The 26,173-nt window shown below is 62.1% G+C and carries 23 protein-coding genes and 1 tRNA gene; 14 read left to right on the forward strand and 10 right to left on the reverse strand.

The features are described 5' to 3' along the window. The first annotated feature begins 154 nt into the window (after positions 1-154). The 6 genes from J2W46_RS19920 to J2W46_RS19945 all read left to right on the forward strand — a co-directional run bounded on the left by J2W46_RS19920 (position 155) and on the right by J2W46_RS19945 (position 4,850). A complete protein-coding gene (locus J2W46_RS19920) occupies positions 155-976 on the forward strand; it encodes a GntR family transcriptional regulator (RefSeq protein ID WP_310355648.1) in 822 nt (273 codons plus the stop codon). Further along, positions 973-2,712 (forward strand): fumarate reductase/succinate dehydrogenase flavoprotein subunit, encoded by a 1,740-nt coding sequence (locus J2W46_RS19925; RefSeq protein WP_310355649.1) that lies wholly within the window; start codon positions 973-975, stop codon positions 2,710-2,712. The genes J2W46_RS19920 and J2W46_RS19925 overlap by 4 nt, the downstream gene beginning before the upstream one ends. A 12-nt stretch (positions 2,713-2,724) precedes the next feature. Continuing rightward, positions 2,725-2,970 (forward strand): 4Fe-4S dicluster domain-containing protein, encoded by a 246-nt coding sequence (locus J2W46_RS19930; RefSeq protein ID WP_020065580.1) that lies wholly within the window; start codon positions 2,725-2,727, stop codon positions 2,968-2,970. 49 nt (positions 2,971-3,019) lie between these two features. Continuing rightward, positions 3,020-4,039 (forward strand): HEAT repeat domain-containing protein, encoded by a 1,020-nt coding sequence (locus J2W46_RS19935; protein WP_310355651.1) that lies wholly within the window; start codon positions 3,020-3,022, stop codon positions 4,037-4,039. Then, entirely contained in the window at positions 4,039-4,362 is a 324-nt protein-coding gene (locus tag J2W46_RS19940) for a gamma-butyrobetaine hydroxylase-like domain-containing protein (protein WP_310355654.1), read from the forward strand. The genes J2W46_RS19935 and J2W46_RS19940 overlap by 1 nt, the downstream gene beginning before the upstream one ends. A gap of 155 nt (positions 4,363-4,517) precedes the next feature. Next, on the forward strand, positions 4,518-4,850 hold the full coding sequence (locus J2W46_RS19945) for a hypothetical protein (protein WP_310355655.1): 333 nt from the start codon (positions 4,518-4,520) through the stop codon (positions 4,848-4,850). Between the two features lie 93 nt (positions 4,851-4,943). On the opposite strand, the gene J2W46_RS19950 is transcribed toward J2W46_RS19945, so the two are convergent. From J2W46_RS19950 to cysS, 7 genes are all read right to left on the reverse strand, one after another. Beyond that, on the reverse strand, positions 4,944-5,570 hold the full coding sequence (locus J2W46_RS19950) for a class I SAM-dependent methyltransferase (RefSeq protein WP_310355656.1): 627 nt from the start codon (positions 5,568-5,570) through the stop codon (positions 4,944-4,946). 418 nt (positions 5,571-5,988) lie between these two features. Beyond that, a tRNA-Ser gene (locus J2W46_RS19955) sits at positions 5,989-6,082 on the reverse strand. Positions 6,083-6,271: 189 nt separating this feature from the next. Beyond that, positions 6,272-7,522: an aspartate kinase gene (locus J2W46_RS19960; RefSeq protein ID WP_020065575.1), complete on the reverse strand. Its 1,251-nt coding sequence runs from the start codon at positions 7,520-7,522 to the stop codon at positions 6,272-6,274. 409 nt (positions 7,523-7,931) lie between these two features. After that, complete coding sequence (tilS, locus tag J2W46_RS19965) at positions 7,932-9,380, reverse strand: tRNA lysidine(34) synthetase TilS (protein ID WP_310355657.1); 1,449 nt, start codon at positions 9,378-9,380, stop codon at positions 7,932-7,934. 59 nt (positions 9,381-9,439) lie between these two features. Then, positions 9,440-10,411 carry an acetyl-CoA carboxylase carboxyltransferase subunit alpha gene (locus tag J2W46_RS19970; RefSeq protein WP_020065573.1) on the reverse strand — a complete coding sequence of 324 codons (972 nt, stop codon included), beginning with the start codon at positions 10,409-10,411 and terminating at the stop codon, positions 9,440-9,442. A 123-nt stretch (positions 10,412-10,534) separates the two neighbouring features. Further along, complete coding sequence (locus tag J2W46_RS19975; RefSeq protein WP_310355658.1) at positions 10,535-11,614, reverse strand: DNA-3-methyladenine glycosylase family protein; 1,080 nt, start codon at positions 11,612-11,614, stop codon at positions 10,535-10,537. A gap of 47 nt (positions 11,615-11,661) precedes the next feature. Then, positions 11,662-13,059 (reverse strand): cysteine--tRNA ligase, encoded by a 1,398-nt coding sequence (gene cysS / locus J2W46_RS19980; protein WP_310355659.1) that lies wholly within the window; start codon positions 13,057-13,059, stop codon positions 11,662-11,664. Between the two features lie 342 nt (positions 13,060-13,401). On the opposite strand from cysS, the gene J2W46_RS19985 reads away from it, so the two are divergent. The 4 genes from J2W46_RS19985 (at position 13,402) to J2W46_RS20000 (ending at position 16,364) form a co-directional block, all read left to right on the forward strand. Then, positions 13,402-14,214, forward strand: coding sequence for a tetratricopeptide repeat protein (locus tag J2W46_RS19985; RefSeq protein ID WP_310355660.1), 813 nt, complete (start codon positions 13,402-13,404; stop codon positions 14,212-14,214). Between the two features lie 48 nt (positions 14,215-14,262). Then, entirely contained in the window at positions 14,263-14,847 is a 585-nt protein-coding gene (locus tag J2W46_RS19990; RefSeq protein WP_310355661.1) for a peptidylprolyl isomerase, read from the forward strand. Between the two features lie 172 nt (positions 14,848-15,019). Further along, positions 15,020-15,514, forward strand: a complete 495-nt coding sequence (locus J2W46_RS19995; protein WP_020065568.1) for a peptidylprolyl isomerase — start codon at positions 15,020-15,022, stop codon at positions 15,512-15,514. Between the two features lie 52 nt (positions 15,515-15,566). Further along, the gene (locus tag J2W46_RS20000) at positions 15,567-16,364 is read left to right on the forward strand and encodes a UDP-2,3-diacylglucosamine diphosphatase (protein ID WP_087751088.1); all 798 of its coding nucleotides are present in this window, start codon (positions 15,567-15,569) and stop codon (positions 16,362-16,364) included. Positions 16,365-16,434: 70 nt separating this feature from the next. On the opposite strand, the gene cysE is transcribed toward J2W46_RS20000, so the two are convergent. Next, positions 16,435-17,403 (reverse strand): serine O-acetyltransferase, encoded by a 969-nt coding sequence (gene cysE, locus J2W46_RS20005; protein ID WP_310355663.1) that lies wholly within the window; start codon positions 17,401-17,403, stop codon positions 16,435-16,437. Positions 17,404-17,614: 211 nt separating this feature from the next. After that, entirely contained in the window at positions 17,615-18,454 is an 840-nt protein-coding gene (locus J2W46_RS20010) for an RNA methyltransferase (protein WP_027804240.1), read from the reverse strand. A 439-nt stretch (positions 18,455-18,893) separates the two neighbouring features. On the opposite strand from J2W46_RS20010, the gene J2W46_RS20015 reads away from it, so the two are divergent. The 4 genes from J2W46_RS20015 to J2W46_RS20030 all read left to right on the forward strand — a co-directional run bounded on the left by J2W46_RS20015 (position 18,894) and on the right by J2W46_RS20030 (position 25,635). Beyond that, positions 18,894-19,697 (forward strand): inositol monophosphatase family protein, encoded by an 804-nt coding sequence (locus J2W46_RS20015; RefSeq protein WP_020065563.1) that lies wholly within the window; start codon positions 18,894-18,896, stop codon positions 19,695-19,697. Positions 19,698-20,022: 325 nt separating this feature from the next. Next, positions 20,023-21,321 (forward strand): lysophospholipid transporter LplT, encoded by a 1,299-nt coding sequence (gene lplT / locus J2W46_RS20020; RefSeq protein ID WP_310355665.1) that lies wholly within the window; start codon positions 20,023-20,025, stop codon positions 21,319-21,321. Between the two features lie 227 nt (positions 21,322-21,548). Then, complete coding sequence (mutS, locus tag J2W46_RS20025; RefSeq protein ID WP_310355666.1) at positions 21,549-24,233, forward strand: DNA mismatch repair protein MutS; 2,685 nt, start codon at positions 21,549-21,551, stop codon at positions 24,231-24,233. After that, the gene (locus J2W46_RS20030) at positions 24,220-25,635 is read left to right on the forward strand and encodes a hypothetical protein (RefSeq protein ID WP_310355667.1); all 1,416 of its coding nucleotides are present in this window, start codon (positions 24,220-24,222) and stop codon (positions 25,633-25,635) included. The genes mutS and J2W46_RS20030 overlap by 14 nt, the downstream gene beginning before the upstream one ends. Here the strand turns inward: J2W46_RS20030 and J2W46_RS20035 are convergent. Further along, positions 25,615-26,160, reverse strand: a complete 546-nt coding sequence (locus J2W46_RS20035) for an FKBP-type peptidyl-prolyl cis-trans isomerase (RefSeq protein ID WP_020065559.1) — start codon at positions 26,158-26,160, stop codon at positions 25,615-25,617. The two genes, J2W46_RS20030 and J2W46_RS20035, sit on opposite strands and share 21 nt — an antisense overlap. Positions 26,161-26,173: the final 13 nt, after the last annotated feature.

The raw sequence follows: 26,173 nt of genomic DNA on the forward strand, positions 1-26,173 counted from the left end.
AGCGCGCCCTCGCCCTTTGCGGCTTCCCGCCTTCTCTGCCGCACCAACGCGATAACCTGCCCGCGCGGCCAGAAATACATAGCAGAAAAACTTGGTTTGAAGCGAGACGACGTCTTACTAGACTGCACATCGTCTTGTAATAACAAGTTGAGCAATGTCGCAAACGACCCTCGTGCCGGTGCAAGCTGATTCGCCAAGCTTATCTGCCGCAACTCGTCCGCTTTACGCGCAGATCAAGGACGTGCTGCGCGAACGCATTCTCGACGGCAGCTATGCGCCGCATTCGCAGATGCCGTCGGAACACGAACTGTGCCGCATGTTCGACGTGAGCCGCATCACCGTGCGCCAGGCACTCGGCGATCTGCACAAGGAAGGCTTGCTGTTCAAGGTGCATGGCAAGGGCACGTTCGTCTCGAAGCCCAAGGCGTATCAGAACGTCGCTTCGCTGCAGGGTTTTGCGGAAGCCATGTCGTCGATGGGCCATGAAATCGTCAACCAGCTGCGCAGTTGCAGAATCGTCGAAGCCGGACGCCACATTGCCGCGCGCCTGAACATCGCGGAGGGCGCGCCGGTCACCGAGATCCATCGTGTCCGGCTGCTCAATCGCGAGCCCGTATCGCTCGAACTGACCTGGGTCCCGCTGACGCTCGGCAAGCGCCTCGCGAACGCGGACCTTACGACACGCGACATATTTCTGATCCTCGAGAACGACTGCGGTGTGCCGCTAGGTCATGCCGATGTGTCCATCGACGCAATACTTGCCCACGACGACATCGTCGATGCATTGCGCGTCGAAGAAGGCAGCCCCGTGTTGCGTATCGAGCGTCTCACGCATGACGCGTCGGGTCGGCCGGTCGATTTCGAATACCTGTACTTCCGCGGCGACGCCTTCCAGTACCGGCTGCGTATCGACCGCGCAAACGACCTCAAAAAAGACCCGAAAAAGAGCAGCAAAAACGCAATGGAGGCGCGATGAACACACATGTACTCGACTATGACGTCGTAGTGGTCGGCGGTGGAACGGCGGGCCCGATGGCCGCGATCAAGGCGAAGGAGCGCGATCCGTCGCTAAAGGTATTGCTGCTCGAGAAGGCCAACGTGAAGCGCAGCGGCGCGATCTCGATGGGCATGGACGGTCTCAACAATGCCGTGATTCCGGGCCATGCGACGCCTGAACAGTACACACGCGAGATCACGATCGCAAACGACGGCATCGTGGATCAGGAAGCCGTATACGCATACGCGCGCCATAGTTTCACGACGATCGAGGAACTGGACCGCTGGGGCGTCAAGTTCGAAAAGGACGGCAATGGCGACTATGCGGTTAAGAAAGTGCATCACATGGGTTCGTACGTGCTGCCGATGCCCGAGGGTCACGACATCAAGAAAGTGCTGTACAGGCAGCTTAAACGCGCACGCGTGGCGATCACCAACCGCATTGTCGCCACGCGGCTATTGACCGACTCGCAAGGGCGCGTTTGCGGCGTGCTGGGCTTCGATTGCCGCACGGCCGACTTCTACGTGGTGCGTGCCAAAGCCGTCATTCTGAGTTGCGGCGCCGCCGGAAGGCTGGGGCTGCCGGCATCGGGCTATCTGATGGGCACATACGAAAACCCGACGAATGCCGGCGACGGCTACGCCATGGCCTATCACGCAGGCGCCGCGCTCGCGAACCTCGAGTGCTTCCAGATCAACCCGCTCATCAAGGACTATAACGGCCCCGCTTGCGCATATGTGACCGGCCCACTCGGCGGCTTCACCGCGAATGGCAAAGGCGAACGCTTTATCGAATGCGATTACTGGAGCGGCCAGATGATGTGGGAGTTCTATCAGGAACTGCAAAGCGGCAACGGGCCTGTGTTTCTGAAACTCGACCATCTCGCGGAAGAAACGATCCAGACGATCGAGCAGATTCTGCACACGAACGAGCGTCCGAGCCGCGGCCGCTTTCATGAAGGACGAGGCACCGATTACCGCACGCAGATGATCGAGATGCACATTTCGGAAATCGGCTTTTGCAGCGGACACAGCGCGTCGGGCGTGTACGTCAATGCGCGCGCGGAGACGACCGTGCCCGGCCTCTATGCCGCCGGCGACATGGCCGCAGTGCCGCACAACTACATGCTCGGTGCGTTTACCTACGGATGGTTCGCGGGTCACAACGCGGCAGAATACGTATTGGGCCGAGAGCACGGCGCCGTCGACGAAGAACAGATCGACGCCGAACGCGCGCGCATTTATGCACCGCTCAAGCGCGAGAACGGTATTGCGCCCGCGCAGGTCGAATACAAGTTGCGCCGCATGGTCAACGATTACCTGCAACCGCCGAAGGTTACACGCAAGATGGAAATCGGCCTGCAACGCTTTGCAGAAATCACTGAGGATATCGAATCGATATCGGCCACACATCCGCACGAACTGATGCGCGCCGCAGAAGTTCGCGCCATACGGGATTGCGCGGAAATGGCCGCTCGTGCGTCGCTTTTTCGAACCGAGAGCCGCTGGGGTCTTTACCACCATCGCGTGGACTATCCACAGCGCGACGATGAGCAATGGTTCTGCCATACGCATCTGCGCAAGGACGCCAATGGCCGCATGACGAGCGAAAAGCGTGCGGTCGAGCCGTATATCGTCGCGCTCGACGAAAACGAACGCAACGCCTATCGCAGCCTGCGTATCGGCGAGCCCGCCCTCGACCCCGCAACCGCCTGACGGAGTAATCCGATGTCTTTTACGCCGCACGATATTTTCCAGCGCAGTTCAGCCCCCGTCACGATCGATGAAAGCAAGTGCATTGCTGAAAAAGGCTGCACTGTATGTGTCGATGTTTGCCCACTCGATCTGCTTGCAATCGACATGAAAAAGGGCAAGGCGTATATGCAGTTCGACGAGTGCTGGTACTGCATGCCTTGCGAACAGGACTGTCCGACGGGCGCCGTGAAAGTGTCCATTCCGTATCTTCTGCGTTGAGCGATGCGCGAAGTTCCTCCTCCTCATTCACGTCTATTCACGTTCATTCATGTCCCACGCGACCGGTCCAACCGACCCGAACCATCCGGGCGATCCGCTGAATACTATCGCCGGAGAAGCAGCCGCCCTGCTGTCACGGCTCGCCGACAACGATGCCGTCGTGCGCCGCATTGCGCTGATCGAACTCGCCGATCTCGAGGATGCCTGCGTGATAGCACCCATCGTCGCAGCATTGCAGCGCGACGCCTCGCCCGAGGTGCGCGCCGAGGCGGCCCGTTTGCTCGCTTCATGGGAGCGCGACGACGTGGTGAACGCCCTATGCAACGCATTGCTCGATCGTGACACACAGGTTCGCGCGAGCGCCGCACAGAGCCTGTCGGAACTGAAGCAGGCGTCCTCTGGCGCAATACTGCTCGACTGGTTGAAGGAACCTGACCCATTCGTGCGATCGGCGTTGTTGCGCGCGCTGCGCGAACTTCGGGTGACGGACGCGCTTGCACCGGCGCTGCAGGCACTCGCCGACGCGGACGCCAACGTGCGCGCCGAAGCCGTCGGCGTGTTGGGATGGCTGAAGAATTCCATTGCGCTTAGCCCGTTGGCATCCGTTGCGACCGGCGACGCGGATGCATCGATCCGGCGCGCTGCGACAGGAGCGCTCGGCTTCGCGCCGCCGGCCCACGCCGAGACAACCGCAGCGCTCCTCACCGCCCTGCAAGACGACGCCTGGCAGGTGCGCGAAGAAGCTGCCACGACGCTCGGCAAACTGCGTGTCGCAGAATCGCGCGATGCGCTGATCAAAGCACTCGACGACGCCTACTGGCAAGTACGTTTGCGAGCGCTGCGCGCGTTGGGTCAGATCGGCGATGGTGCCAGTGCGGCGCACGTCGCCGCCCTGCTCTCTCATCGGATTAGCAACGTGCGCAAGGAAGCCGCGCTTGCACTCGGTGAAATCGGCGAAATGAGCGATGCACAGATGCTTACCGCACTTGAAGCCGCAGGAACCGACGCGGACCCGGAAGTACGCAAGGCAGTGCGTATCGCACTGACCCAGATCGCCGGGCGCCGATGATGAACGCGCCTGAGCTGGTGGCGATCGACGCGGCTAGCGCGAGCTTGTCCATGCGCTGGCCGGACGGTGCGGTCTGCGAGTTGCCGTTTGCGTTGCTGCGCTCGGCATGCATGTGTGCACAGTGTCGCAAGCGCAAGCTCGATGGAGAGACGCCGTTATCGTCACCCGACGTGAAGCTGGTCGACGCGCGGCCGTCGGGCTACGGTCTGCAACTGGTGTTCGACGACGGACACGAGCGCGGAATCTTCCCGTGGATTTATCTGAAGCGGCTCGCAAGGGATCAGCAGACTGCGGCGGATCGTCAGGAGTCAAGAACGCTATAGCGAGCGCACTCGGTTAAATGAGAATCCTCCCATTTTTGCGACGCACTCGCGCACAGATACTCGTCGATCAGACAGGCGCACCGGCGCACATAAAGACGAGACAGGCAATGAATGTGTTTTTGTTGAGCGACCTCGTCGCTCACGAACTGGTGTCCATGCAGATCGATCAGAAGTGGCTCTCATTTGCGCATTTCACAGAGTCGGCGCAGCTTTGGCTCTCGCGTCATGCACCTGACCTTGAGTTTTCGGAAGCGTTGCTTCACGAGATCGAACGTGAGGTTCTGCAGATTGCAACCCGACTCTCCGACAACCAGGCCACTGCGGACGACTACTTGCCATCACCACATCGATTCGACGATCTTCTGACAGCCAACTACACGCATCCTCTGGGCGAACAAGCGCTGTCCGCAACGCTTGCGGCGTGTCGCGAAAAGGGTTCCTGTGGTGCTCTATGTGCAGCATTGAGCGAACGCGCGCGCAGGCGTTGACTTGCCACCCGGCGCTTTGGCGATTGGCCTGCAATGCGGCAACTTCGCTGAGCGCGCTGACTTGCGCGGTCGTGGTGTATGGGAGAAAAGGCTTCAGCGTTTCGTGATGCGTTTCCTGAAGGCGAGTCGCGTCCATGTCACTCCGCTATTGCGGTTTGTCTGTTGGATCGACGGGGTGGCAACACAAAGCACGGCTTGCAAACCCGCAACGCGTGCAAGCTCGATGGTTTCTTCTGGCGCCACGTCGAACATGCATCGACCGCGTGGAACGGGCCCATGACGCAGCGACATGATCAACACGCCATCGTCTCGCAGAAGAGAACTTATGTTGGGCATAGCGCGGCACCGCTGTTCATAATCGAGATGCATCCACACCGCGGTCAGCATTACCACGTCAAACGTTTCGTTCATCGAAGTAATAATGCGCAGATCGGGAAGACTGTCGTCAATCCATTCGATGCGCGATGACCGATGCAAATTGATGGCTGTAGTGCGCAGTTCGCCGACCGGTTCGACGGCTACCACCGTGTGCCCCATCGCCGCTAGCGTAGCCGCATCCGTTCCGATCCCCGCACCGATGTCGAGGACGCGCGACGGGGCGTCCGGCAACAGATGTACAACCTGAGAGTGCTGATCGGCGAACGAGATGCTCTGCCATCGCCGTATAAGACTTTCCGCTTCCTGCGCATAGCCTTCGGTGCCACTGACCTTGACAAGCATTGACGGTGCCTTGCTTCGACGGGTTTGCCAGATCGTCGGCCTTGCCTTTTAAGCTGGCTCCAATCAGGCGCACCTAGCAAAAAAGCGGCTCTTAGACGCCGTATTCGCGCGGTTGGACGACGTGGGGCCGGGAACGTGCCACGGGCGGCCGGGCGTTACACCGGCTGCTATGTCCGCGCCACTGTGTCGGGCGATTTCTCCGACCATACGCTGGCGAGTGATGCGGACCTTCACACCTGGAATGCAGGCACCCGTGGATGCTTATTTTGCGCTCTTCCCGCTGGCGTGGCGTGGACGAGGTTACGAAACGTTGGCATAACGCATACGGGCACGTCTCTTACGATGAGCCGCGCACTATGCGACCGAGAAAACAAAAACCCCGTAAGTCTTCCGACTTACGGGGTTTCGCCACCATCACTGGCGGAGACGGAGGGATTCGAACCCTCGATCCAGGTTTTGGCCCAGATGCTCCCTTAGCAGGGGAGTGCCTTCGACCTCTCGGCCACGTCTCCCAAACTTTCGGTCGCGCAGGGAGTCAGCGCGACGAAGCCAAGATAATAGCGGGCCGAACAGCCAAGGTCAATGTCTGACGAACGCTTTTTGTGCCAATCTCGTCATTGAATTGCCATTTTGTTCGCGCAGCCGCACAAACAGACATCAACGACCGTAGCGCTTCTGTACGCCCCGCCGTTTGCGTCGAATTACGCCTGATCCAGTTCGAACGCCTTATGCAGCGCGCGCACCGCGAGCTCCATATACTTCTCGTCGATCAGCACCGAAATCTTGATTTCGGACGTGGAGATCATCTGGATATTGATCCCCTCTTCCGACAGCGTACGGAACATCGTGCTCGCAATACCCACGTGCGAACGCATACCCACGCCCACCACCGAGACCTTCGACACCTTCGGATCGCCCAGCACCTGCTCGGCCTGAACGTGACCCTTCACCTGGTTCGTGAGAATGTCCATGGCGCGCTGATAATCGCCGCGGCCCACCGTGAACGTGAAAGCCGTTTTGCCTTCGACGCTCTGGTTCTGGATGATCATGTCGACGTCGATGTTGGCGTCCGCCACCGGGCCGAGAATCTGATACGCAATGCCCGGCTTGTCGGGCACACCCATCACGGCGATGCGAGCTTCGTCGCGCTGAAACGCGATACCCGAGATGACTGCTTTTTCCATGGTCTCGTCTTCTTCAAAAGTAATCAGGGTGCCCGACTTCATTTCAGCGTCGAGCGGGATGAGCGGATCGGTCAGGCTCGACAGCACGCGCGTCTTGACCTGATATTTGCCGGCGAATTCCACCGAGCGGATCTGCAACACCTTGGAACCCAGGCTTGCCATTTCCAGCATTTCTTCGAACGTCACGCGGTCGAGGCGGCGCGCCTCTTCGACCACGCGCGGGTCGGTCGTGTACACGCCGTCGACGTCCGTATAAATCAGGCACTCGTCCGCCTTCAACGCAGCCGCAACCGCGACCGCCGAGGTATCGGAACCGCCGCGGCCGAGCGTGGTGATGTTGCCGTCAGGATCGATACCCTGGAAGCCCGTGATCACCACCACCTTGCCCGCGTCGAGATCGCGCAGAACGCGTTCGCCGTCAATCTCGCTGATGCGCGCTTTAGTGAACGCACTGTCTGTCCTGACCGGCACTTGCCAGCCGGCGTAACTGACCGCGTCGACGCCGGCTTCCTGCAACGCGATGGCGAGCAGACCCGAACTGACCTGCTCACCCGTGGCGGCGATCATGTCGAGTTCGCGCGGGCTGGGCTGGGTCGTGATCTCTTTCGCGAGGCCGAGCAGGCGGTTCGTTTCGCCGGACATTGCCGACGGCACGACTACCATCTTGTGACCGGCCTTATGCCATTTCGCGACGCGCTTGGCGACGTTCTTGATGCGCTCGACCGAGCCCATCGAAGTGCCGCCGTATTTATGTACGATGAGTGCCATTGTCGTTCTGAACTGGAGGAGAAACCGCGCTGGCGCGCTCGCGACGACCGCACAAAAGCACAGGGGCGCAACGTCTCGTGAACGGCGGCAAAGTGTGTGGCGGCGTAAATGCAGCGCGCGTGCAGCACGCGCGGATTTGCCCGTGATTGATCGCTAATGGCTTACCGGAAAATTCGGATCACGATCGGGAAACCGACAAAAGCGACGGCAAAAGCGGGTCGGGCAAACAAGTTAACGTACCCGATCGTACGCAAAAAGACAAGCCGCACAGCCCGCGGCGCCGCTTGCAACGCCGCCGGCAAACGCTTGCAGCGCGCACCTCAGCACCTTTTTTCGTCGCCTCGTTCGAACCGGTACTCGCGCCCTATTTGAAGACTCAAAGTTGATCACCTTGCGACCGACCGGCCGGTCAGGCGATCAGCAGATCCTCGCGCCAGACGATCTTTACGCAGGCCTCGTCGGGCGGCAACGTTGCCGGCAACGCGGCGCGATTCACGCCGAGCAACGGCACGAAGAGCAGTTCTTCGCCGATATACAGCAGCGGCACTTCACGCTTCCATGCGGGAATGCCGCGTTCCTGAAACAGGTTTTTGAGCGTCCGACTGGGCGCGCCGGGCGCATCGCTCGTGCGCATGCGTTCGCCGCCGCTGCGCGCACGCGCGCTGAGCAACTCGCGCTGTAAGACGCTAACGGGAATCGCATCGGATAAAGCAGTGGTAGTCGATGAAGTCGCCTCTACCGCTTCGAACACGAACGTGCCGCGCCATTGCGGCAAACGCCACGTCGCTTCGCCGTGCCAGGCAAGTTCGCTAACCTCGCGTTCGACAAGCGCAGACTCGTCGGCGGGGTCGCCGCTATCGCCGGCTTCCCAGTACACGAGTCCTCGATAGCTGCGCAACGCGTGCCCTGCGTGGTCGATACGCAAGCGGTGCCCGTCACCGCCCGCGCCTACTTCACGCAGTTGACGCAGCGCGTCGCCAAGACGCGCGCTCGATGCGGCGACGAAGCCCTGCGAGCGCATCCAGTAACGCATCAGGTTGAGCGCGCGGTCGTCGTCGAGCGCGATGAGCGCGTCGTGAGAGAGCGCACGGCCGTCGTCGCGCGAGACGATGGCGAGGTCGATACGCGCCAGTTCGTCCAGCAAGCGTTGCGCTGCAGCGGCGTGCGACGCGGTGCGGGCGAGCGCATCGCGGAAACCGGGAAAGTGCACGGCCAACGCAGGCGTGACGTGGTGGCGCAGCGCGTTGCGTGCATAGCGCGTGTCCGCGTTCGATTCGTCGTCGATCCAGCGCAGATGGCGTGCGCTCGCGTACTGTTCGAGTTGCGCGCGCAGCAGATGAAGCAAAGGCCGCACACGCACCGCCGCTGAACCCGAAGGCGAAGACTCCCGCGCCATGGCCGCCAGACCTGCGAGGCCGGCGCCGCGCAGCAGTTGCAGCAGCACGGTTTCAGCCTGATCGTCCGCGTGCTGCGCGAGCCATAGCGAATGAACGTCATGCTCTGCGCAAAGCGCGTCCAGCGCGCGATAGCGGGCCTCGCGCGCGGCGGCCTCCACGCTGACACCCGCATCGCGCGACACCTCGACGCGCCGCACCGCGAACTCGACGCCGCGTTCCTGCGCGAACGCATCGCAATGCGCAAGCCACGCATCGGCGTTAGCACTCAAGCCGTGGTGCACATGAAGCGCCACGCAACGCGACGCGCCCGCAACGCGCACGGCCGCATCGAGCAGCACGCTCGAATCGACGCCGCCGCTGAACGCGACCGCAATCCGGGCATGAGAAGGCAAAGTGGAAAGCGCAACGCTGATCGCCTCGAGAACGAGGCGATCAGCGGGCGATTCGGCTGGAGGAGTCACGTCGTTCAGCGCAGTATTAAAGCGTCATGCGCCGATGGACGAAGAGAGAACGCACGGGCTTAGGCGCCCGGCGTCGTCTCCTTGAACTTGCCGTATGACATCAGGCGTTCGAAACGGCGTTGACGCAGGTCGTTGATGCTCATGCCCTGGAACTGGCGCAGCGAATCGGCGAGCGCACGGCGCAGCATGGCAGCCATTCCCTTCGGATCGCGATGCGCGCCGCCGAGCGGCTCGTTGACGATCTTGTCGATCAGGCCGAGCGCTTTCAGACGATGCGCGGTGAGGCCGAGCGCCTCCGCTGCTTCCGGCGCTTTCGCCGCGCTCTTCCACAGAATCGACGCGCAGCCTTCCGGCGAGATCACCGAATAGGTCGAGAATTGCAGCATCAGCACGCTGTCGCCGACCGCGATAGCAAGTGCGCCGCCCGAACCGCCTTCGCCGATGATCGTTGCGATCAGCGGCGTTTTCAGTTCTGCCATCACATACAGGTTGCGGCCGATGGCTTCCGACTGCCCGCGTTCCTCGGCACCGATGCCAGGATAAGCGCCCGGCGTATCGATGAACGTGAAGATCGGCAGGCTGAATTTTTCGGCGAGACGCATCAGACGCTCGGCCTTGCGATAGCCTTCGGGACGCGGCATGCCGAAGTTGCGCAGCGCGCGCTCTTTTGTGTCGCGACCCTTCTGATGACCGATCACCATGCAGGCCTGGCCGTTAAAACGCGCGAGGCCGCCCACGATCGACAGGTCGTCCGCATAGTGGCGGTCGCCGTGCAGTTCGTGGAAATCGGTGAATAGCTCGTTCACATAGTCGAATGTGTACGGGCGCTGCGGATGTCGGGCGATTTGCGAAACCTGCCACGGCGTGAGGTTCGCGTACAGATCTTTGGTGAGCTGCTGGCTCTTCTTGGACAGCCGCTCGATCTCTTCCGAAATATCGACGGCCGAATCGTCCTGCACGAAGCGCAATTCTTCGATCTTTGCTTCGAGTTCAGCGATCGGCTGTTCGAAATCCAGAAAGGTGGTCTTCATTGGTTTTAATCCTTGGACTTACCGGCAGCGCGTATTCTAACCGCGCTCGCCGATGTCTAAACCACTTCGCAACTATCAAAATACAACAATTGATAGCTGCAAAGCGGCATCGCTTCTATTGTTTCAGTAGTCGACCGGCAATGGGTCAAGACTACGCCACATGTACCAGGTGGCGACGGTGCGCCACGGCTCCCAGTTCGCTGCGACCTCGCGCGCTTCACTGCGCGTGACGGGCTCGCCGCTAAAATAATTGACGCTGATCGCGCGAATCAGACCGAGGTCGTCAAGCGGCAGAACGTCCGGACGCGACAGGTTGAAGATCAGGAACATCTCCGCGGTCCAGCGGCCGATGCCGCGAATCTGCGTGAGTTCGGCGATCACCGCCTCGTCTTCCATCGACCTCCACTTGCCGACGTGCAGCGCACCGGAAACGAAGTGCTGCGCGAGATCGAGCACGTACTCCGCCTTGCGTCTCGACAAGCCGCAGGCGGTCAGCTTTTCCTGCCCCAGCTTGATGAACTGCTGCGGCACGAGCTTCGGACATGCGGCCGCGACTTTCGCCCATACGGCCTGTGCGGACGCCACCGAAATCTGCTGACCGACGACCGAGCGCGCGAGCGTGACGAACGGGTCACCCCGACTCAGAAGATGCACCGGACCGAACTTCGGAATCAGCTTCTTCAAAATGCGATCGCGCTTGACGAGATCGGCGCACGCCTTGTCCCAGTAGTCGGGACGCGTCACTTCGGGCGCGAGGCCGCCGATCTGCACCGGCACCGCGACTTCACTTGCGCTCACCGCTTCGCCGCCCGCCGCGGACGACGCTCGCGTCTTGCGCACGATCTCGCCTCCCTCACCCTCTTGCGCCTTCGCGACGCGCGCGATTTCCTGCACGTCGCCTGCAAGTTCTGCCGGCAACGCGCCGTTGCTGCTGCCGCTATTCGAGCGCGACGTTCTGCCCGACGATGCTTTCCCGCGTTTCGCAACCGGCGCGTGCGCGGACGTGCCGTTGAGCGCACGCTTGACAGCGGTCTTTTTCGACGCGCCGGCCGCGGTTTTCGCCGCCGCCCCCGCGCCTTTCGACGATGCCGCTTTCACCGCGCTGCTTGCCGTGCGAGCCGACGTTCGAGTCGACTTCGGTGCGGCTGCTGCGTTTGTTTGAGACGTGGCTCGTTTAGCCGGCGTCTTCGTGGCCGTTGCCATCCTGCCTCCTGCCTGGCGAGTCGTTCAGAGGGAAGTACGAGGTGCGCTCACACGCGCCGCCACTCGGTCAACCCGCCGGGTTTGTCTTCAAGTGCAACGCCGGCCTCGAGCAATTCGGCCCGGATCCGGTCTGCTGCCGCATAGTCTTTCGCCTGCTTGGCGGCCACGCGCTCGGCGATCTTCGCTTCGATCGCGGCGGGTTCCAGCGCGCCCTGTACCGCGGTGCCCGCTGCCTGCTGCAGGTATGCACGCGGCTCGCGCCCGAGCAACCCGAGCACCGCGCCGAGCGAGCGCAATTGACGGGCCAGCGCGGGGTCGCGCGTGCGATTTACTTCAGTTGCCAACTCGAACAACACCGACACTGCAACCGGCGTGTTGAAGTCGTCGTTCATTGCTGCCTGGAAACGTTGGGCATGCATTTCGTTCCAGTCGAGCGCGGCGCCGTCCGGCGTGACGTCCTTGAGCGCGGTGTACAAACGGCTGAGGGCGTTGCGGGCGTCGTCGATATGCACGTCGCTGTAATTCAACGGCGAGCGGTAATGCGCGCGTGCGATGAAAAAACGCACGACCTCGGCATCGTACTGCGCCAATACTTCGCGAATCGTAAAGAAATTATTCAACGACTTCGACATCTTCTCATTGTCGATCTGCACGTAGCCGTTGTGCATCCAGTAATTCACGAAGGTCTGACCGGTAGCCGCTTCGCTTTGCGCGATTTCGTTTTCGTGGTGCGGAAACTGCAAGTCCTGCCCGCCGCCATGAATGTCGAAGCGCTCGCCAAGCAACGTGCAACCCATAGCCGAGCATTCGATATGCCAACCGGGACGGCCACGGCCATACTTCGAATCCCAGCCGGTGTCGGCGGGCTCACCGGCCTTCGACTGCTTCCACAACACGAAGTCGAGCGGATCTTCTTTCGCGTCGTTTGCGGCAACGCGCTCGCCCGCGCGCAAATCTTCCAGCGACTTGCCGGAAAGCTTGCCGTAGCCCGCAAACTTGCGCACCGCGTAGTTCACGTCGCCGTCGCTCGCCTGATACGCGTAGCCGTTCGCTTCGAGCTTCTCGATCATGCCGAGCATCTGAGGAATGAAGTCGGTGGCGCGTGGCTCGATGTCGGGCCGCTCGATGCCGAGCGCGTCCGCGTCTTCATGCAATGCATGGATGAAGCGGTCGGTCAGCGACTTGATCGTCTCGCCGTTTTCGACGGCGCGGCGAATGATCTTGTCGTCGATGTCCGTGATATTTTGCACGTACGTTACGTCGTAGCCGAGCGTGCGCAACCACCGCTGCACGATGTCGAATACGACCATCACGCGCGCATGACCCACGTGACAATAGTCGTACACGGTCATCCCGCAGACGTACATCCGCACGACGCCTGCTTGCAGGGGCACGAAAGTTTGCTTGTCACGCGCGAGCGTGTTGTAGATGCGCAGTGATTCCATAGAGAACGGTGCGTGGGCCGAAAGAAATCCGCAATGTGTTTCGTGCGTGCCGTCCCGCAAACACAAGACGGCCGGGACGAACTGTTGCCTGACTATTACCTGACTCCAAGCCGGGCTGTTGCTTGACTGCTGCTTGACTATTACCCGACTGAGTCTGGCTATGTCCGGCTGTCGCCCGACTGTTAAAACACGCACGGCAGCAAACCGGTGCACCTGGTGCGGCGGTCAGACTGCTATCAAGGCGGAGACGACCACGAGTGGCGAAAAGACAGCCGGCGGTTCGACGGAACGCGCAGACCTTTTGTTAGAATGGCTCGGAGTATAACATCCAGACCCGAGCCTATGAAACCTTCCAGCGGCCGCGCGCGCAGCGCTGCGACCCTTGCCGCGACGGCCTTCGAGAGCCCCGTGGGCAGCGCCCGCCGCGGCATTGCGCGTGACGTTGTACGCAGCCTCGCACGTGCCGTCACGCTGCGCTTTACCGTGGCTGTCGCCCTTGGCATCGTGCCGGGCGCCGCAGCGTTCGCGCAGAAAACGCCGACCGTGTCGCAAGGTCCCGCAGTGCGCGACAACACGCCGGAAATCGACGCATCCATCGCACAGAAAGACTGGCAAGCCTCGCTGACGCAGCTCGACGCGCGCATCGCCACGAACCCGCGCGACGCGCAGGCCAAGTTCAAGCGCGCCACGGTGCTCGCGCATCTGAATCGCGACGACGAAGCGATCACCGCCTTCACCGAGCTCACGCAGCTGTATCCCGAGTTGCCCGAGCCGTATAACAATCTCGCCGCGCTGTACGCGAAGCACGGCCGTTATGTGGAAGCGCGCGCGGCGCTCGAAACCGCGACCAAGGTGAACCCTGGCTACGGCCTCGCTTATGAGAACCTGGGCGACCTCTACCTGCGCATGGCCAACGAAGCGTACCGGCGCGCGCAGAGCCTCGGCAAGGCAAGCGCCACGACCACGCAGCGCCTCGCCGACATCCAGAAGATCGTGTCGCCGCCCAAAACGGGCAAGTCGACCAAGCGAGCCGCTGCAGTGCAAGAGAACTACACGGAACGGGCCACCGCGAACATGACGCAAACGCCGAGCTTCCAGTACGGCGGCGCAAACGGCTCGCTCGCCATGCCGCCTTACATGGCGCCCTCGCAATAAAGCGGCCACCTTCGCGGCCATACGTTTTTTCCAACCCTGAGGATCTTCATGAAATGGTTGATGTTGGCGCTCGGCAGCGCCGCCCTGATCGCAAACGCACCGGCGTCTGCGCAGTCCGGTTCGCAAGCCGCGCATCCGTCCGTCCTCCTCAAGACGTCGGAAGGCGATATTCGCGTCGAGTTGTATCCTGAGAAAGCGCCCAAGACAGTCGCTAACTTTCTCGACTATGTGAAGTCCGGTCAGTACAGCGGTACGATCTTTCATCGTGTCATTCGCGGCTTCATGATTCAGGGCGGCGGTTATACGCAAAGCTTCGCTGAAAAGCCCACGCGCGCGCCGATTCCGCTTGAAAGCCGCAACGGTCTGAAGAACATGGCAGGCACACTGGCCATGGCGCGCACCAGCGATCCGAATTCGGCCACTGCGCAGTTCTTCATCAACACGGTGGACAACGCCGGCCTCGACTACCCGAATCCGGATGGCAACGGCTACGCAGTATTCGGCAAGGTCACGAGCGGCATGGAGGTCGTGAAGAAGATCGAAGGCACGCCGACCACCACACGCGGCCCAATGGGCGACGTACCCCAGAAGCCGGTGGTGATCGAATCGGTTAGCGTCGTCAGCAGCAAATAGCAGTACAACGACAGTACAACAGCACTAACGGAACACGGTACGCTCACGCAAGCGTCAGATCACGCCCCGGCGCGGCCCGCAGCCGAATGCATGAAGCGCACTCAAGCGCATGAATGCACACGGCGGCTCACCGCGCCTCTTTCACCCACCCTGTTCATCAAAGGATTCCATCATGGTTGAACTGCATACGAACCACGGCGTCATCAAGCTCGAACTGGACGCCGAGAAAGCGCCGAAGTCGGTTGAGAACTTCCTCAACTATGTGAAGGCCGGCCACTATGACAACACGGTGTTCCACCGCGTGATCGACGGCTTCATGATTCAGGGCGGCGGCTTCGAACCCGGCATGAAGCAGAAGCCGACGGCCGAGCCGATCAACAACGAGGCGAACAACGGTCTGAAGAACGTGAACGGCTCCGTCGCGATGGCTCGCACCAACGACCCGCATTCGGCAACCGCGCAATTCTTCATCAACGTGAACGACAACGACTTCCTGAACCACTCGTCGCCCACACCGCAAGGCTGGGGCTATGCCGTGTTCGGCAAGGTGGTCGAAGGCATGGACATCGTCGAGAAGATCAAGAAGGTCAAGACGGGTTCGAAGGGTTTTCATCAGGACGTGCCGGTTGACGACGTCGTGATCGAAAAGGCCGTGATCGTCGACTGATTGCTGGTCGCAGGCGCGCTCACACTATAAAGACCAGACTCAGGCACCTTCAATGCTGCAAGAAACGCCGCTGCGAAGCGTCGCCGCGGGCGTGCCTGGCGAGGGCAAACGCCCGCACGCCGCACGCCCGTTTTTGTTTCTCTCCGACATTCATTTGAGCGAGGCGATTCCGCGCACGGTCGCCGCGTTCGAACACTTCATTCGGGTCACAGCCGACCAGGCGGATTCCGTTTTCATTCTCGGCGATCTGTTCGAATACTGGATCGGCGACGACATGCTCGTCGAGCCGTTCGTCGCGCGCATGGCCGCTCTTTTGCACACGCTGACCGAGCGCGGTATTGCGCTTTACATCATGCATGGCAATCGCGATTTTCTGCTCGGCAAGCGCTTCATGCGAGCGGCCGGCGCAATCTGGCTACCCGATCCGTTCGTGATCACCGCATTCGGCACGCGCATCGCGCTCGCGCACGGCGATCGCCTGTGCACCGCCGATCGCGGTTATCAGATCTTCCGTGGCTTCGCGCGCAATCGTCTCGCGCAGATGCTGTTTCTCGCGTCTCCGTTTTCGTGGCGTCAGGCACTTGCGGAAAACATGCGGTCGAAAAGCGAGCATGGCCGCTCGCGGCCTGTCTCGCTGAAATACGACGTGACGCCGAAAGGCGTCGCGTCGTTATTCAAATGGTCGAAAGCGGCAACGATGATTCACGGGCATACGCACCGCCCTGCTCGACATCGCGAGCCCGGCGGAATACGCTGGGTACTGCCGGACTGGGATCTGGATCATGGCGAACGGCGCGGCGGCTATCTGCGTATCGACGCCGAGGGAATTCGCGCGTTGCCGCTCGATTGAGCGCGATGCAAGGCTAAGGCCGCCGCGCATTGCGCACAGCGGCGTCACTACTGATCCGTCACCGGTCGGATCAACGCCCCACCACTGCTCCATCCAGCTTCCCTGCAATGGCCGCGGACAGGCGTCGCAAATCCAGCAGTGCTGCGTCGGCGCCTTGCAGTCCTTCGAGACTGGTGCCGAGATGCTCGAGCGCCATGACGATTTCGTCGATGCGTTTCGCTTGCGTGGCCGCATGATCGATGAGCCCATGAATGGCGAGCGACACGGGATCGTCGGCATTCGGCGTGATCCCGTATGCGCAGAAGCCACTGCGCTCGACAGCGAGCTTGCCGCTCTCACGCGTTGCGTCGTTAGCGGAAGCGGGTGCGTTCGTTGCAGGGTCGAGAGCAGCACTCGCGACGCCGTCGATAGGCGCATTCACAGCCGCACTCACAGCCGCACTATCAACCCCGTTGCCCCCCGCACTGGCGGCCGCTTTTGCGACGACCGAAGCAGCAGCGGCCGCGGCAGCAGTTGAAGCCGCCGCCGGCACGATGACTCTCGCCGGATTGCCCACAGCAGTGCCGCCAGCCGGCACGGGCTTGGTCACCACTGCATTCGATCCGATCTTCGCGTCCGCGCCGATCGTAAAACCGCCGAGAACCTTCGCGCCCGCACCTACGATCACGCCGCGCTCAAGCGTCGGATGCCGTTTTGCGCCGCGCGTGAGCGATGTGCCGCCGAGCGTCACGCCTTGGTAGATCGTGCAATCGTCGCCGATCTGCGCGGTCTCGCCGATCACCACGCCCATGCCGTGATCGATGAACACACGACGCCCGACGGTCGCCCCCGGATGAATTTCGATGCCGGTCATGAAGCGCGCCATCTGCGAGACGAAACGCGCGAGCCAGCGGCGCCGCGCCTGCCAGCATGCGTGCGCGAGCCTGTGAAGCACCAGCGCGTGCAAGCCCGGATAACACGTGAGCACCTCCCAGGCACTGCGGGCAGCGGGATCGCGCTCGCGGATCGTGGCAATGTCTTCGCGAAGTCTCGTGAACATGGCAGGGACTGTGTTGTGTGGGATAGAGACCGCATGCGCTAACCGCATTGCGCGTGCAGGAGCGCCGCATAGCAGCGCGGCAGCTTTGCTTAGAACGTCTGGAGGATTGTAGGACGGTTCCCGAAAACCTGCCGGAAGTCCATGTAGCGCAAAAGGTCGTCATGTTAGTCGAGCGCCGCCAACCTGCCGCTCGTACAGCCGGCGCGCCGCGCTACTGCGAGCCACCGTCCTTGTGGCCCGTCTTCAGGAGGATGTGTTTGGCGATGCCTCGCACGATATTGACTTCCTCCCGCTCCAGGCCCGAGCGCGCAAAGAGCCGCCGCAAGCGCGACATCAGTTTCTTCGGATTCGCGGGGTCGAGAAACTCGATTGCGACGAGCGCGCTTTCGAGGTGCGCAAACATGCTTTCAATTTCATTGCTCGCAGCACGCGCGCCTGCCGGCTCGGCAGATGCGGCCGACGTTTGCGGCGCACGCATGGCAGGCGCGGTTGTGTCGGCGCCGCTCGTCAGATAGATCATGCGCAACTCGTACGCCAACACCTGCACCGCTTGTGCAAGGTTGAGCGAACTGTAGGCGGGATTGGCGGGAATGTGGGCAAGCGCGCTGCATCGCTCGACGTCTTCATTCGATAAGCCAGTGCGCTCGTTGCCGAATACGAGCGCGATCTCGCCGTGCAACGCCTCGTCGCGCGCGAGACTTGCGGCTGCGCGGGGCGTCCATTGTGGAGGACCGTATTCGCGCTGCCGCGCGGTCAGCGCGATCGACCAATGCACGCCGGAGAGTGCATCGGCAAGCGTCGGCACGACATGGGCCGTGGCGAGCACGTCGTCAGCGCCGCTTGCCATTGCGATGGCTTCGGGGTCGCTCTGCACATTCGGCACACGGGGCGAGACCAGCACGAGCCGCGAAAAACCCATGGTTTTGAGCGCCCGAGCGGCGGCGCCGACGTTGCCCGGATGGCTCGGTTCGACGAGCACGAAGCGTGTAGAGGTGAAGCCGCCGCGTAGGTCTGCCACGGCGGGATCGGAGGAATGGTGGGTGTGGTCCACGGTGAAATTCTGCTAGCGAAAGAACGCGTATGGTAGCGCCAACGCAGGGATCCGCCGAAATACCTGCGATGTTGCACGCGATAGCACGTGATGGCACGCGCCGCGTTGCCCGTCATATGGCACGTCGCATCGCTTGTCACATTCCGCGCCGCTCGCCCATTGAAATGCGCACGACGGCCCTGCCCGCCTCGAACGCTGCCGCGACCTGCGGACTGAGGTAAAATATCGCGATTCGCGTCCGGCACAGTCAGTGCATGCAATGAGCAAAACCGGGCGCTTCGTTCTTATTCAATTCGTCTCCGTTGGCGGAATGCGTACCGGTCAAGTGCCGGGCGAGCATTCCGTGCTGTTTCTGCGCCTCATCGAGGGCGCCAATTAGTGTGCGCGTAGCGCCATTCACCGGCAAGCAGCCGTGCTGCCCCGGCACAAGGATCAATCCATGCATCCCATGCTCAATATCGCTGTCAAGGCCGCGCGCCGCGCAGCTCAGATCATCAACCGCGCATCGCTCGACCTCGATCTGATTCAGGTCAGCAAGAAACAGCACAACGATTTCGTCACGGAGATCGACAAAGCGTCTGAAGCTGCAATCATCGACACGCTGAAGACCGCCTATCCCGATCACGCGATCCTCGCCGAAGAATCCGGCAAGTCGGACAACGAGTCCGAGTACCAGTGGATCATCGATCCGCTCGACGGCACCACCAACTTCATTCACGGCTTCCCGTACTACTGCGTGTCGATCGCGCTGGCTCACAAGGGCATCGTGACGCAGGCCGTGGTCTACGATCCGACCCGCAACGACCTCTTCACAGCTTCGCGTGGCCGCGGCGCGTTTCTGAACGACCGCCGCATTCGCGTCGCCAAGCGTGACCGGCTGGCCGACGGCCTGATCGGCACCGGCTTTCCGTTCCGCGAAACCGACGGCCTCGAAGCGTATGGCCGCCAGTTCGCGGAAATGACGCAAGCGTGCGCGGGCCTGCGCCGTCCGGGCGCCGCCGCGCTCGATCTCGCGAACGTCGCCGCGGGCCGCATGGACGGCTTCTTCGAGCAAGGCCTGAACCCGTGGGACGTCGCCGCGGGCAGCCTGCTGATTACGGAAGCCGGCGGTCTGGTGGGCAATTACACCGGTGACTCCGAGTTCCTGCACGTTGGCGAAATTGTCGCCGGCAATCCGAAGATCTACGCGCAGATGGTGCCGATCCTGTCGCGCTACAGCCGCACGCGTCAGCAAGCGGCTTAACAGCGCGTAGCGAGGCTCGGTCGTAGTCAGTTTCCCGACATACAGAGAACTGCAACCGGCTCGCCCGGTCCTTTCAATCTGCGTCAATGCAGGGAGAGAATCGAGCGAGTCAGGAATCGCAGCGAGCAGAATCACGACAAGCGGCTTCGGCCGCTTTTTCGTTGGCGCGCCTGCATCGTGCGAGCGTTCGTGCTACAAAGCGGGAAGCCGCGCCGGCGCACCTCTCTCGCCGGCTGCATTTCGCGTTCCACGCTGCGCCCGCATGCGCGCCTCGTTTGCGCCTTTCTCTGCGCCTAAGGCTAGCGCGCAGCTTCCCATCCGCTTCATGAAAAAAGGCTTCTACACAATTATCGCGGCGCAGTTCATTTCGTCGCTGGCGGACAATGCTCTGCTGATCGCCGCCATCGCATTGTTGTCGGTGATCCGTTCGGCCGCGTGGGTCACGCCGTTGCTGCAAATTTTTTTCACCGTCTCGTACGTGCTGCTCGCGCCCTTCGTCGGCGCGTTCGCGGACTCCATGCAAAAGCGACACGTGATGTTCATCTCGAACGCGCTGAAGGCGAGCGGCTGTCTGATGATGATCGTAGGCGTGCATCCGATGATCGCCTATGGCGTGGTCGGCTTCGGCGCGGCCGCGTATTCGCCTGCGAAGTACGGCATTCTCACCGAGCTGCTGCCGGCCGAAAAACTCGTCAAGGCAAACGCATGGCTAGAATCGGCCACTGTGCTGTCGACGATCGTCGGCACGATGGTGGGCGGTGCGCTCATCAGCACATTTGCCGATAAATTCGTTGCACACGCTCATCTGCCGCTGATCCGCTCATCGGCCGATCTTGCGATGTTCGCCGTGATGCTCACCTACGCGATCGCCGCGGGCATCAACGTGTTCATTCCCGACACCGGCGCCCGTTATCCGAACCGCCTGTCAGAACCGACGAAGCTCGTCGGCGACTTCTATCATTGCTTCAACGTGCTGTGGGCCGACAAACTCGCACAGATCGCGTTATGGGTGACGACGCTCATGTGGGGCGGAGCCGTGACGCTGCAATTGCTCGTGCTGAAATGGGCCAATGTGAACCTCGGCTTGTCGCTCTCGAAGGCGGCCGTCATGCAGGGCGTCACCGGTCTGGGCATTGCCGTCGGCGCGGCAGCGGCGGCCGCGCTGATTCCGCTGCGCCGTTCGCTCAAGGTGCTGCCGGTCGGCATCGTCACCGGCGCGGTGGCGATTGCAATGGCGTTCTACAACAAGAACCTGTTCCCCGCCGACGCCGGCATCCACATCGGCTCATATGTCGCACCGGCCTATATCCTTCTCGCCTATCCGCTGATGATCCTGCTCGGCGCGCTGTCCGGCTTTTTCATCGTGCCGATGAACGCGATTCTTCAGCATCGCGGCGCGACGCTGCTGTCTGCCGGCCATTCGATCGCGGTGCAGAACTTCAACCAGAATCTGGCCGTGCTGCTGATGCTCGGCGCGTACGCGCTGCTGCTCACCGCGCAGATGCCCGCGCAATGGATCATCGTCGTGTTCGGCGCGTTCATCACGTTCATGATGTGGCTCGCGAAACGGCGCAGCGCGGCGAACGAGCGCACCGCCGATATGCGCGCGCTGCTCGAAGAATGACGTCTGCACGAGCGGGAAGTTATTTGTGCATGTCGCGGACGTGTGTGCGAGTTTGCTGCGCCAGGGTGTGCTGGTGTGAGCCTGCGGTTGCCCGGAATATGCTTACCTGTGCTCGCGGCCCGAGCAATCCGCTTGACAGCGTGGGTTGGCCATCCGGCCAGGGTCCGCTCACCGCGTCGCCGGGTTAAACTCACGCCCTGAACAGCTAACGCAAAAAGATACCGAGGATGGGCACTCAAACCGCAGCGGCCAGCGACGTCGCACAACACACGCCGATGATGCAGCAGTATCTGCGCATCAAGGCGGAGCATCCGGGCACGCTGGTGTTCTACCGGATGGGCGACTTCTACGAACTCTTTTTCGAAGACGCGGAAAAAGCCGCACGTCTGCTCGATCTCACTCTCACGCAGCGCGGCGCGTCGGCAGGCAATCCGATCAAGATGGCGGGCGTGCCGCATCACGCGGTCGAACAGTATCTGGCGAAGCTGGTAAAGCTCGGCGAATCCGTCGCTATTTGTGAGCAGATCGGCGACCCGGCCACGTCTAAAGGTCCAGTCGAACGCAAGGTAGTGCGCGTCGTCACGCCGGGCACGCTAACGGACGCCGCGCTGCTGTCGGACAAAAGCGACGTCTTTCTGCTCGCCATGTGCGTCGCGCACAACCGTCGCGGCGTCGCGACGGGCGTCGGCCTCGCGTGGCTGAATCTCGCGAGCGGCGCATTGCGGCTCGCGGAAGTCGCACCTGATCAGGTGGCCGCGGCGCTCGAACGGATCGGCCCTGCGGAAATTCTGGTTGCCGACACCGCTGCGGATTCCGCGAGCTGGACACCGCCCACCGGCGCGCGCGCACTGACTCGCGTGCCCGCCTGGCATTTCGATGTCGCCTCAGGCACGCAACGTCTGTGCGATCAACTCGAAGTAGCGGGCCTCGACGGCTTTGGCGCGCATTCACTCACTTGCGCATGCGGCGCGGCCGGCGCGTTGCTGCTGTACGCGGCGGCCACGCAAGGTCAGCAACTGCGGCACGTGCGCAGTCTGAAGGTCGAATACGAGTCCGAATATATCGGCCTCGACCCCGCCACGCGGCGCAACCTGGAAATTACGCAGACGCTGCGCGGCACCGAGTCGCCCACGCTGTGCTCATTGCTCGACACGTGCTGCACGACCATGGGCAGCCGCTTGCTGCGGCACTGGCTGCATCATCCGCCGCGCGACCCACTCGTCGCGCAGTCGCGTCAGCAGGCTATCGGCGCGTTGCTCGAGGCGCCCGTGGGTGCGGACGTCGACTCGCTGCGCAGCGCATTGCGACATATCTCGGACATCGAGCGAATCACCGGACGGCTTGCGCTGCTTTCCGCGCGGCCCCGCGATCTGTCGAGCTTGCGCGACACCTTCGCCGCGCTGCCCGAGCTTCGCGCGAAGATGGCGGCTGTTTCATCGAATGCGGATTCGCTCGCTCGCATCGACGTGTCGCTCGAACCGCCGCAAGCTTGCGTCGAGTTGCTCACGCGCGCTATCGCACAGGAGCCGGCCGCCATGGTGCGAGACGGCGGTGTCATCGCGCGCGGATACGATGCGGAGCTCGACGAGTTCAGGGATATTTCGGAGAACTGCGGGCAGTTCCTGATCGATCTCGAAACGCGTGAACGCGCGCGCACTGGCATCGGAAATCTGCGCGTCGAATACAACAAAGTGCACGGCTTTTATATCGAGGTCACGCGCGGCCAGACCGACAAGGTGCCGGACGACTATCGCCGCCGTCAGACGCTAAAGAACGCCGAGCGCTACATCACGCCGGAACTGAAAACGTTTGAAGACAAGGCGCTGTCCGCGCAGGAACGGGCACTCGCCCGCGAGCGTTCGCTTTACGACGCGCTGTTGCAGACGCTGCTGCCGTTCATTCCGGATTGCCAGCGCGTCGCGTCGGCACTCGCGGAGCTCGATTTGCTGACTGCCTTTGCCGAACGTGCCCGCGCACTCGACTGGGTTGCGCCGAGCTTCTCGCCGAACGCAGGCATCGAAATCGAACAGGGGCGTCACCCGGTTGTCGAAGCGCAGGTCGAGCAATTCATCGCGAACGACTGCACGCTTACGCCCGAGCGCAAGCTGCTGCTGATCACCGGCCCCAACATGGGCGGTAAATCGACCTTTATGCGTCAGACAGCGCTGATCGCGTTGCTCGCGTATGTGGGCAGCTACGTGCCCGCGCGGCGCGCGGCGTTCGGCCCAATCGATCGCATTTTCACGCGCATCGGCGCAGCGGACGATCTCGCCGGCGGACGTTCGACGTTCATGGTGGAAATGACTGAAGCCGCCGCGATCCTGAACGACGCGACGCCGCAAAGCCTCGTGTTGATGGATGAGATCGGCCGCGGCACGTCTACCTTCGACGGTCTCGCGCTCGCATGGGCCATCGCGCGGCATTTGCTGTCGCACAACGGCTGCCATACGCTTTTCGCGACACATTATTTCGAGCTGACGCAGTTGCCCGCCGAATTTCCGCAAGCGGCCAACGTGCACCTGTCGGCGGTCGAGCATGGACACGGCATCGTGTTCCTGCACGCCGTCAACGAAGGTCCGGCGAACCAGAGCTACGGCTTGCAGGTCGCGCAGCTCGCCGGCGTGCCGAACGCGGTGATTCGCGCGGCGCGCAAACATCTCGCGCACCTGGAACAGCAGTCGGCGGCGCAGCCCACTCCGCAACTCGATCTGTTCGCCGCGCCGTTGCCAATGTTGCTCGAAGATGCGGACGACGAACGTGCTGGCAGTGAAACGCCTTCGCAATCGCCTGCAATGACAGCGCTCGTCGAGCGTCTGCGCGGCATCGACCCGAACGATCTGCGGCCACGAGAAGCGCTCGATCTGCTGTATGAACTGCACGAGCTGGCCGCAGCGCCGGATGCCGATCACTGACGCACGCGGCTGTCTTGCGCAACGTCCGCGCCGACTCGGCGCGGAATTGGCCACGGCCTTCACGCGAGCGTGCGGCCGGCGGTTCGCCGCCGTTTTCGCGTCTGTCTTTGCTGTCTTGTTGCCCGCATCGGGGGCGTATGCGGCAGCGCCCAGCTACAGTTTCGCGGTCATCGCGAACACCATGCAAAGTCCCGCCGACGAAGCGCCGACCCAGCGGCTGATCGATGCAATCGGCCGGGAGCGTGGCCTGTCGTTCATCGTGTACGACGGCAATCTGAAGGGCCCGAAAGAAGCCTGCCGCGATGCGCTGTATGAACGGCGGCATGCAGTGCTGGAAACATCGCGGCCCGCGCTATTTTTCATTCCGGGTCAGCACGACTGGATCGATTGCGCGAGTGCGCAGGCAGGCGGTTTCGATCCGGTCGAACGGCTCGACCAGCTTCGCCAGACGCTCTTTAGCGACGCGAATTCGATGGGTCAGAACCCGATTGCGTTGACGCGCGAAAGCGAGGTATCGCGCTTTCGTCCGTATCGGGAAAACGTGCGCTGGCAAGCAGGAGACACCGTGTTCGTCGGGCTGAATGTGCCGAGTCCGAACAATCATTATCTGACCGCCGGCGGTCGCAACGGCGAGTTCGAGGACCGGGTGATCGCCAATGCGTTCTGGCTCGAGCATGCCGGCGAATTTGCGAAGCGACGCGACGCGCGCGCGATAGTCGTGTTCATTCAGGGCGATCCCGATCCCGAGCGCTATGAACGGCCCGAGCGTTTCGCCTGGCTGCGCTTCGGGCACAATCCGCGCCGCGACGGATTTCTGGAGTTCAAGCGCAGCCTCGTGAAGCTCGCGCAGATCTTTCCCGGCCCGGTGCTCGTCATCCACACCGACGACGAACGCGCAAGCGCGGGCTTCGTGATCGATCAGCCGCTACGCAACGACAAGGGGAACCTGGTGACGAACCTCACGCGTGTCGCGCTTGCGCCGCATGATCGCCTCAACCAGTGGATTCAGATAGAAGCGGACTTGGAAAGAAAGCCGCCGTTTCGCGTGACCGTGCGCGACGTACCGCGGCAAATGCCGATGCCCACGGCGCAGCCTCCGTTGCTGCGGGACGAGCCCGCCGCCTCGATGCCGGCCGTGCCGTCGCTTGGACCGGCCTCGGACTTGCCGCCGCTAATTCAAACGCCCGGCCAGCCGCAACCGGACTTTCAGCAACTCGACCAGTTGCCGCGCATTCCAGCCGATCAGGGCGGTGGCGGATACGGACCCGCTACGTCGGTTCCGCCTGCACAAACGGTGCCGTCCGCGCAGCCACGCATGCCGGGAGCTCCGGGGGCGCCGGGTGCTTCAGGCACTCCCGGCACTCCCGGCACGCCCGCAAGCTCAGTGCAGCGTGGGCCCTGACTTGCCGCCTTCGTCGTCTGCCTCGTCGTCTTCGTCGAGAACTTCGAGGCCGTCGGCGCCATGCGCGTGTTCATGCTGGATTTCGTCTTCGGTCGCGGGACGCACGTCTTTGACCGTCAACGCAAAACGCAGCGCCATGCCGGCTAGCGGATGGTTGCCGTCGAGCACGACTTTGTCTTCCGCGACGTCGGTCACGACGTAGACAAGCGAGTCGAGGTCTTCGTCGCCCTCTTCCGGCGTGCCTTCGAACTGCATGCCGACCTCGAGCGGTTCCGGAAAGCGATTACGCGGCTCGATCTTCACGAGGTCCGGATCGTACTCACCGAATGCATCTTGCGGCTCGAGCTGGATCTGGGTCTCGAAGCCGGCCTCGTGGCCGTCGAGCTCTTCCTCGATCTTGGGGAACGTGCCATCATAGCCGCCGTGCAGATAGACCATCGGCTCGTCGCTCTCTTCAATCAGATTGCCCTGCGCATCCGACAGCTTGTAGGCGACCGACACGACGGTGTTCTTTGCGATTTTCATTCGATTCTCCAGA

The sequence above is a fragment of the Paraburkholderia strydomiana genome (genome assembly GCF_031456815.1).
Lineage (GTDB): Bacteria > Pseudomonadota > Gammaproteobacteria > Burkholderiales > Burkholderiaceae > Paraburkholderia > Paraburkholderia caledonica.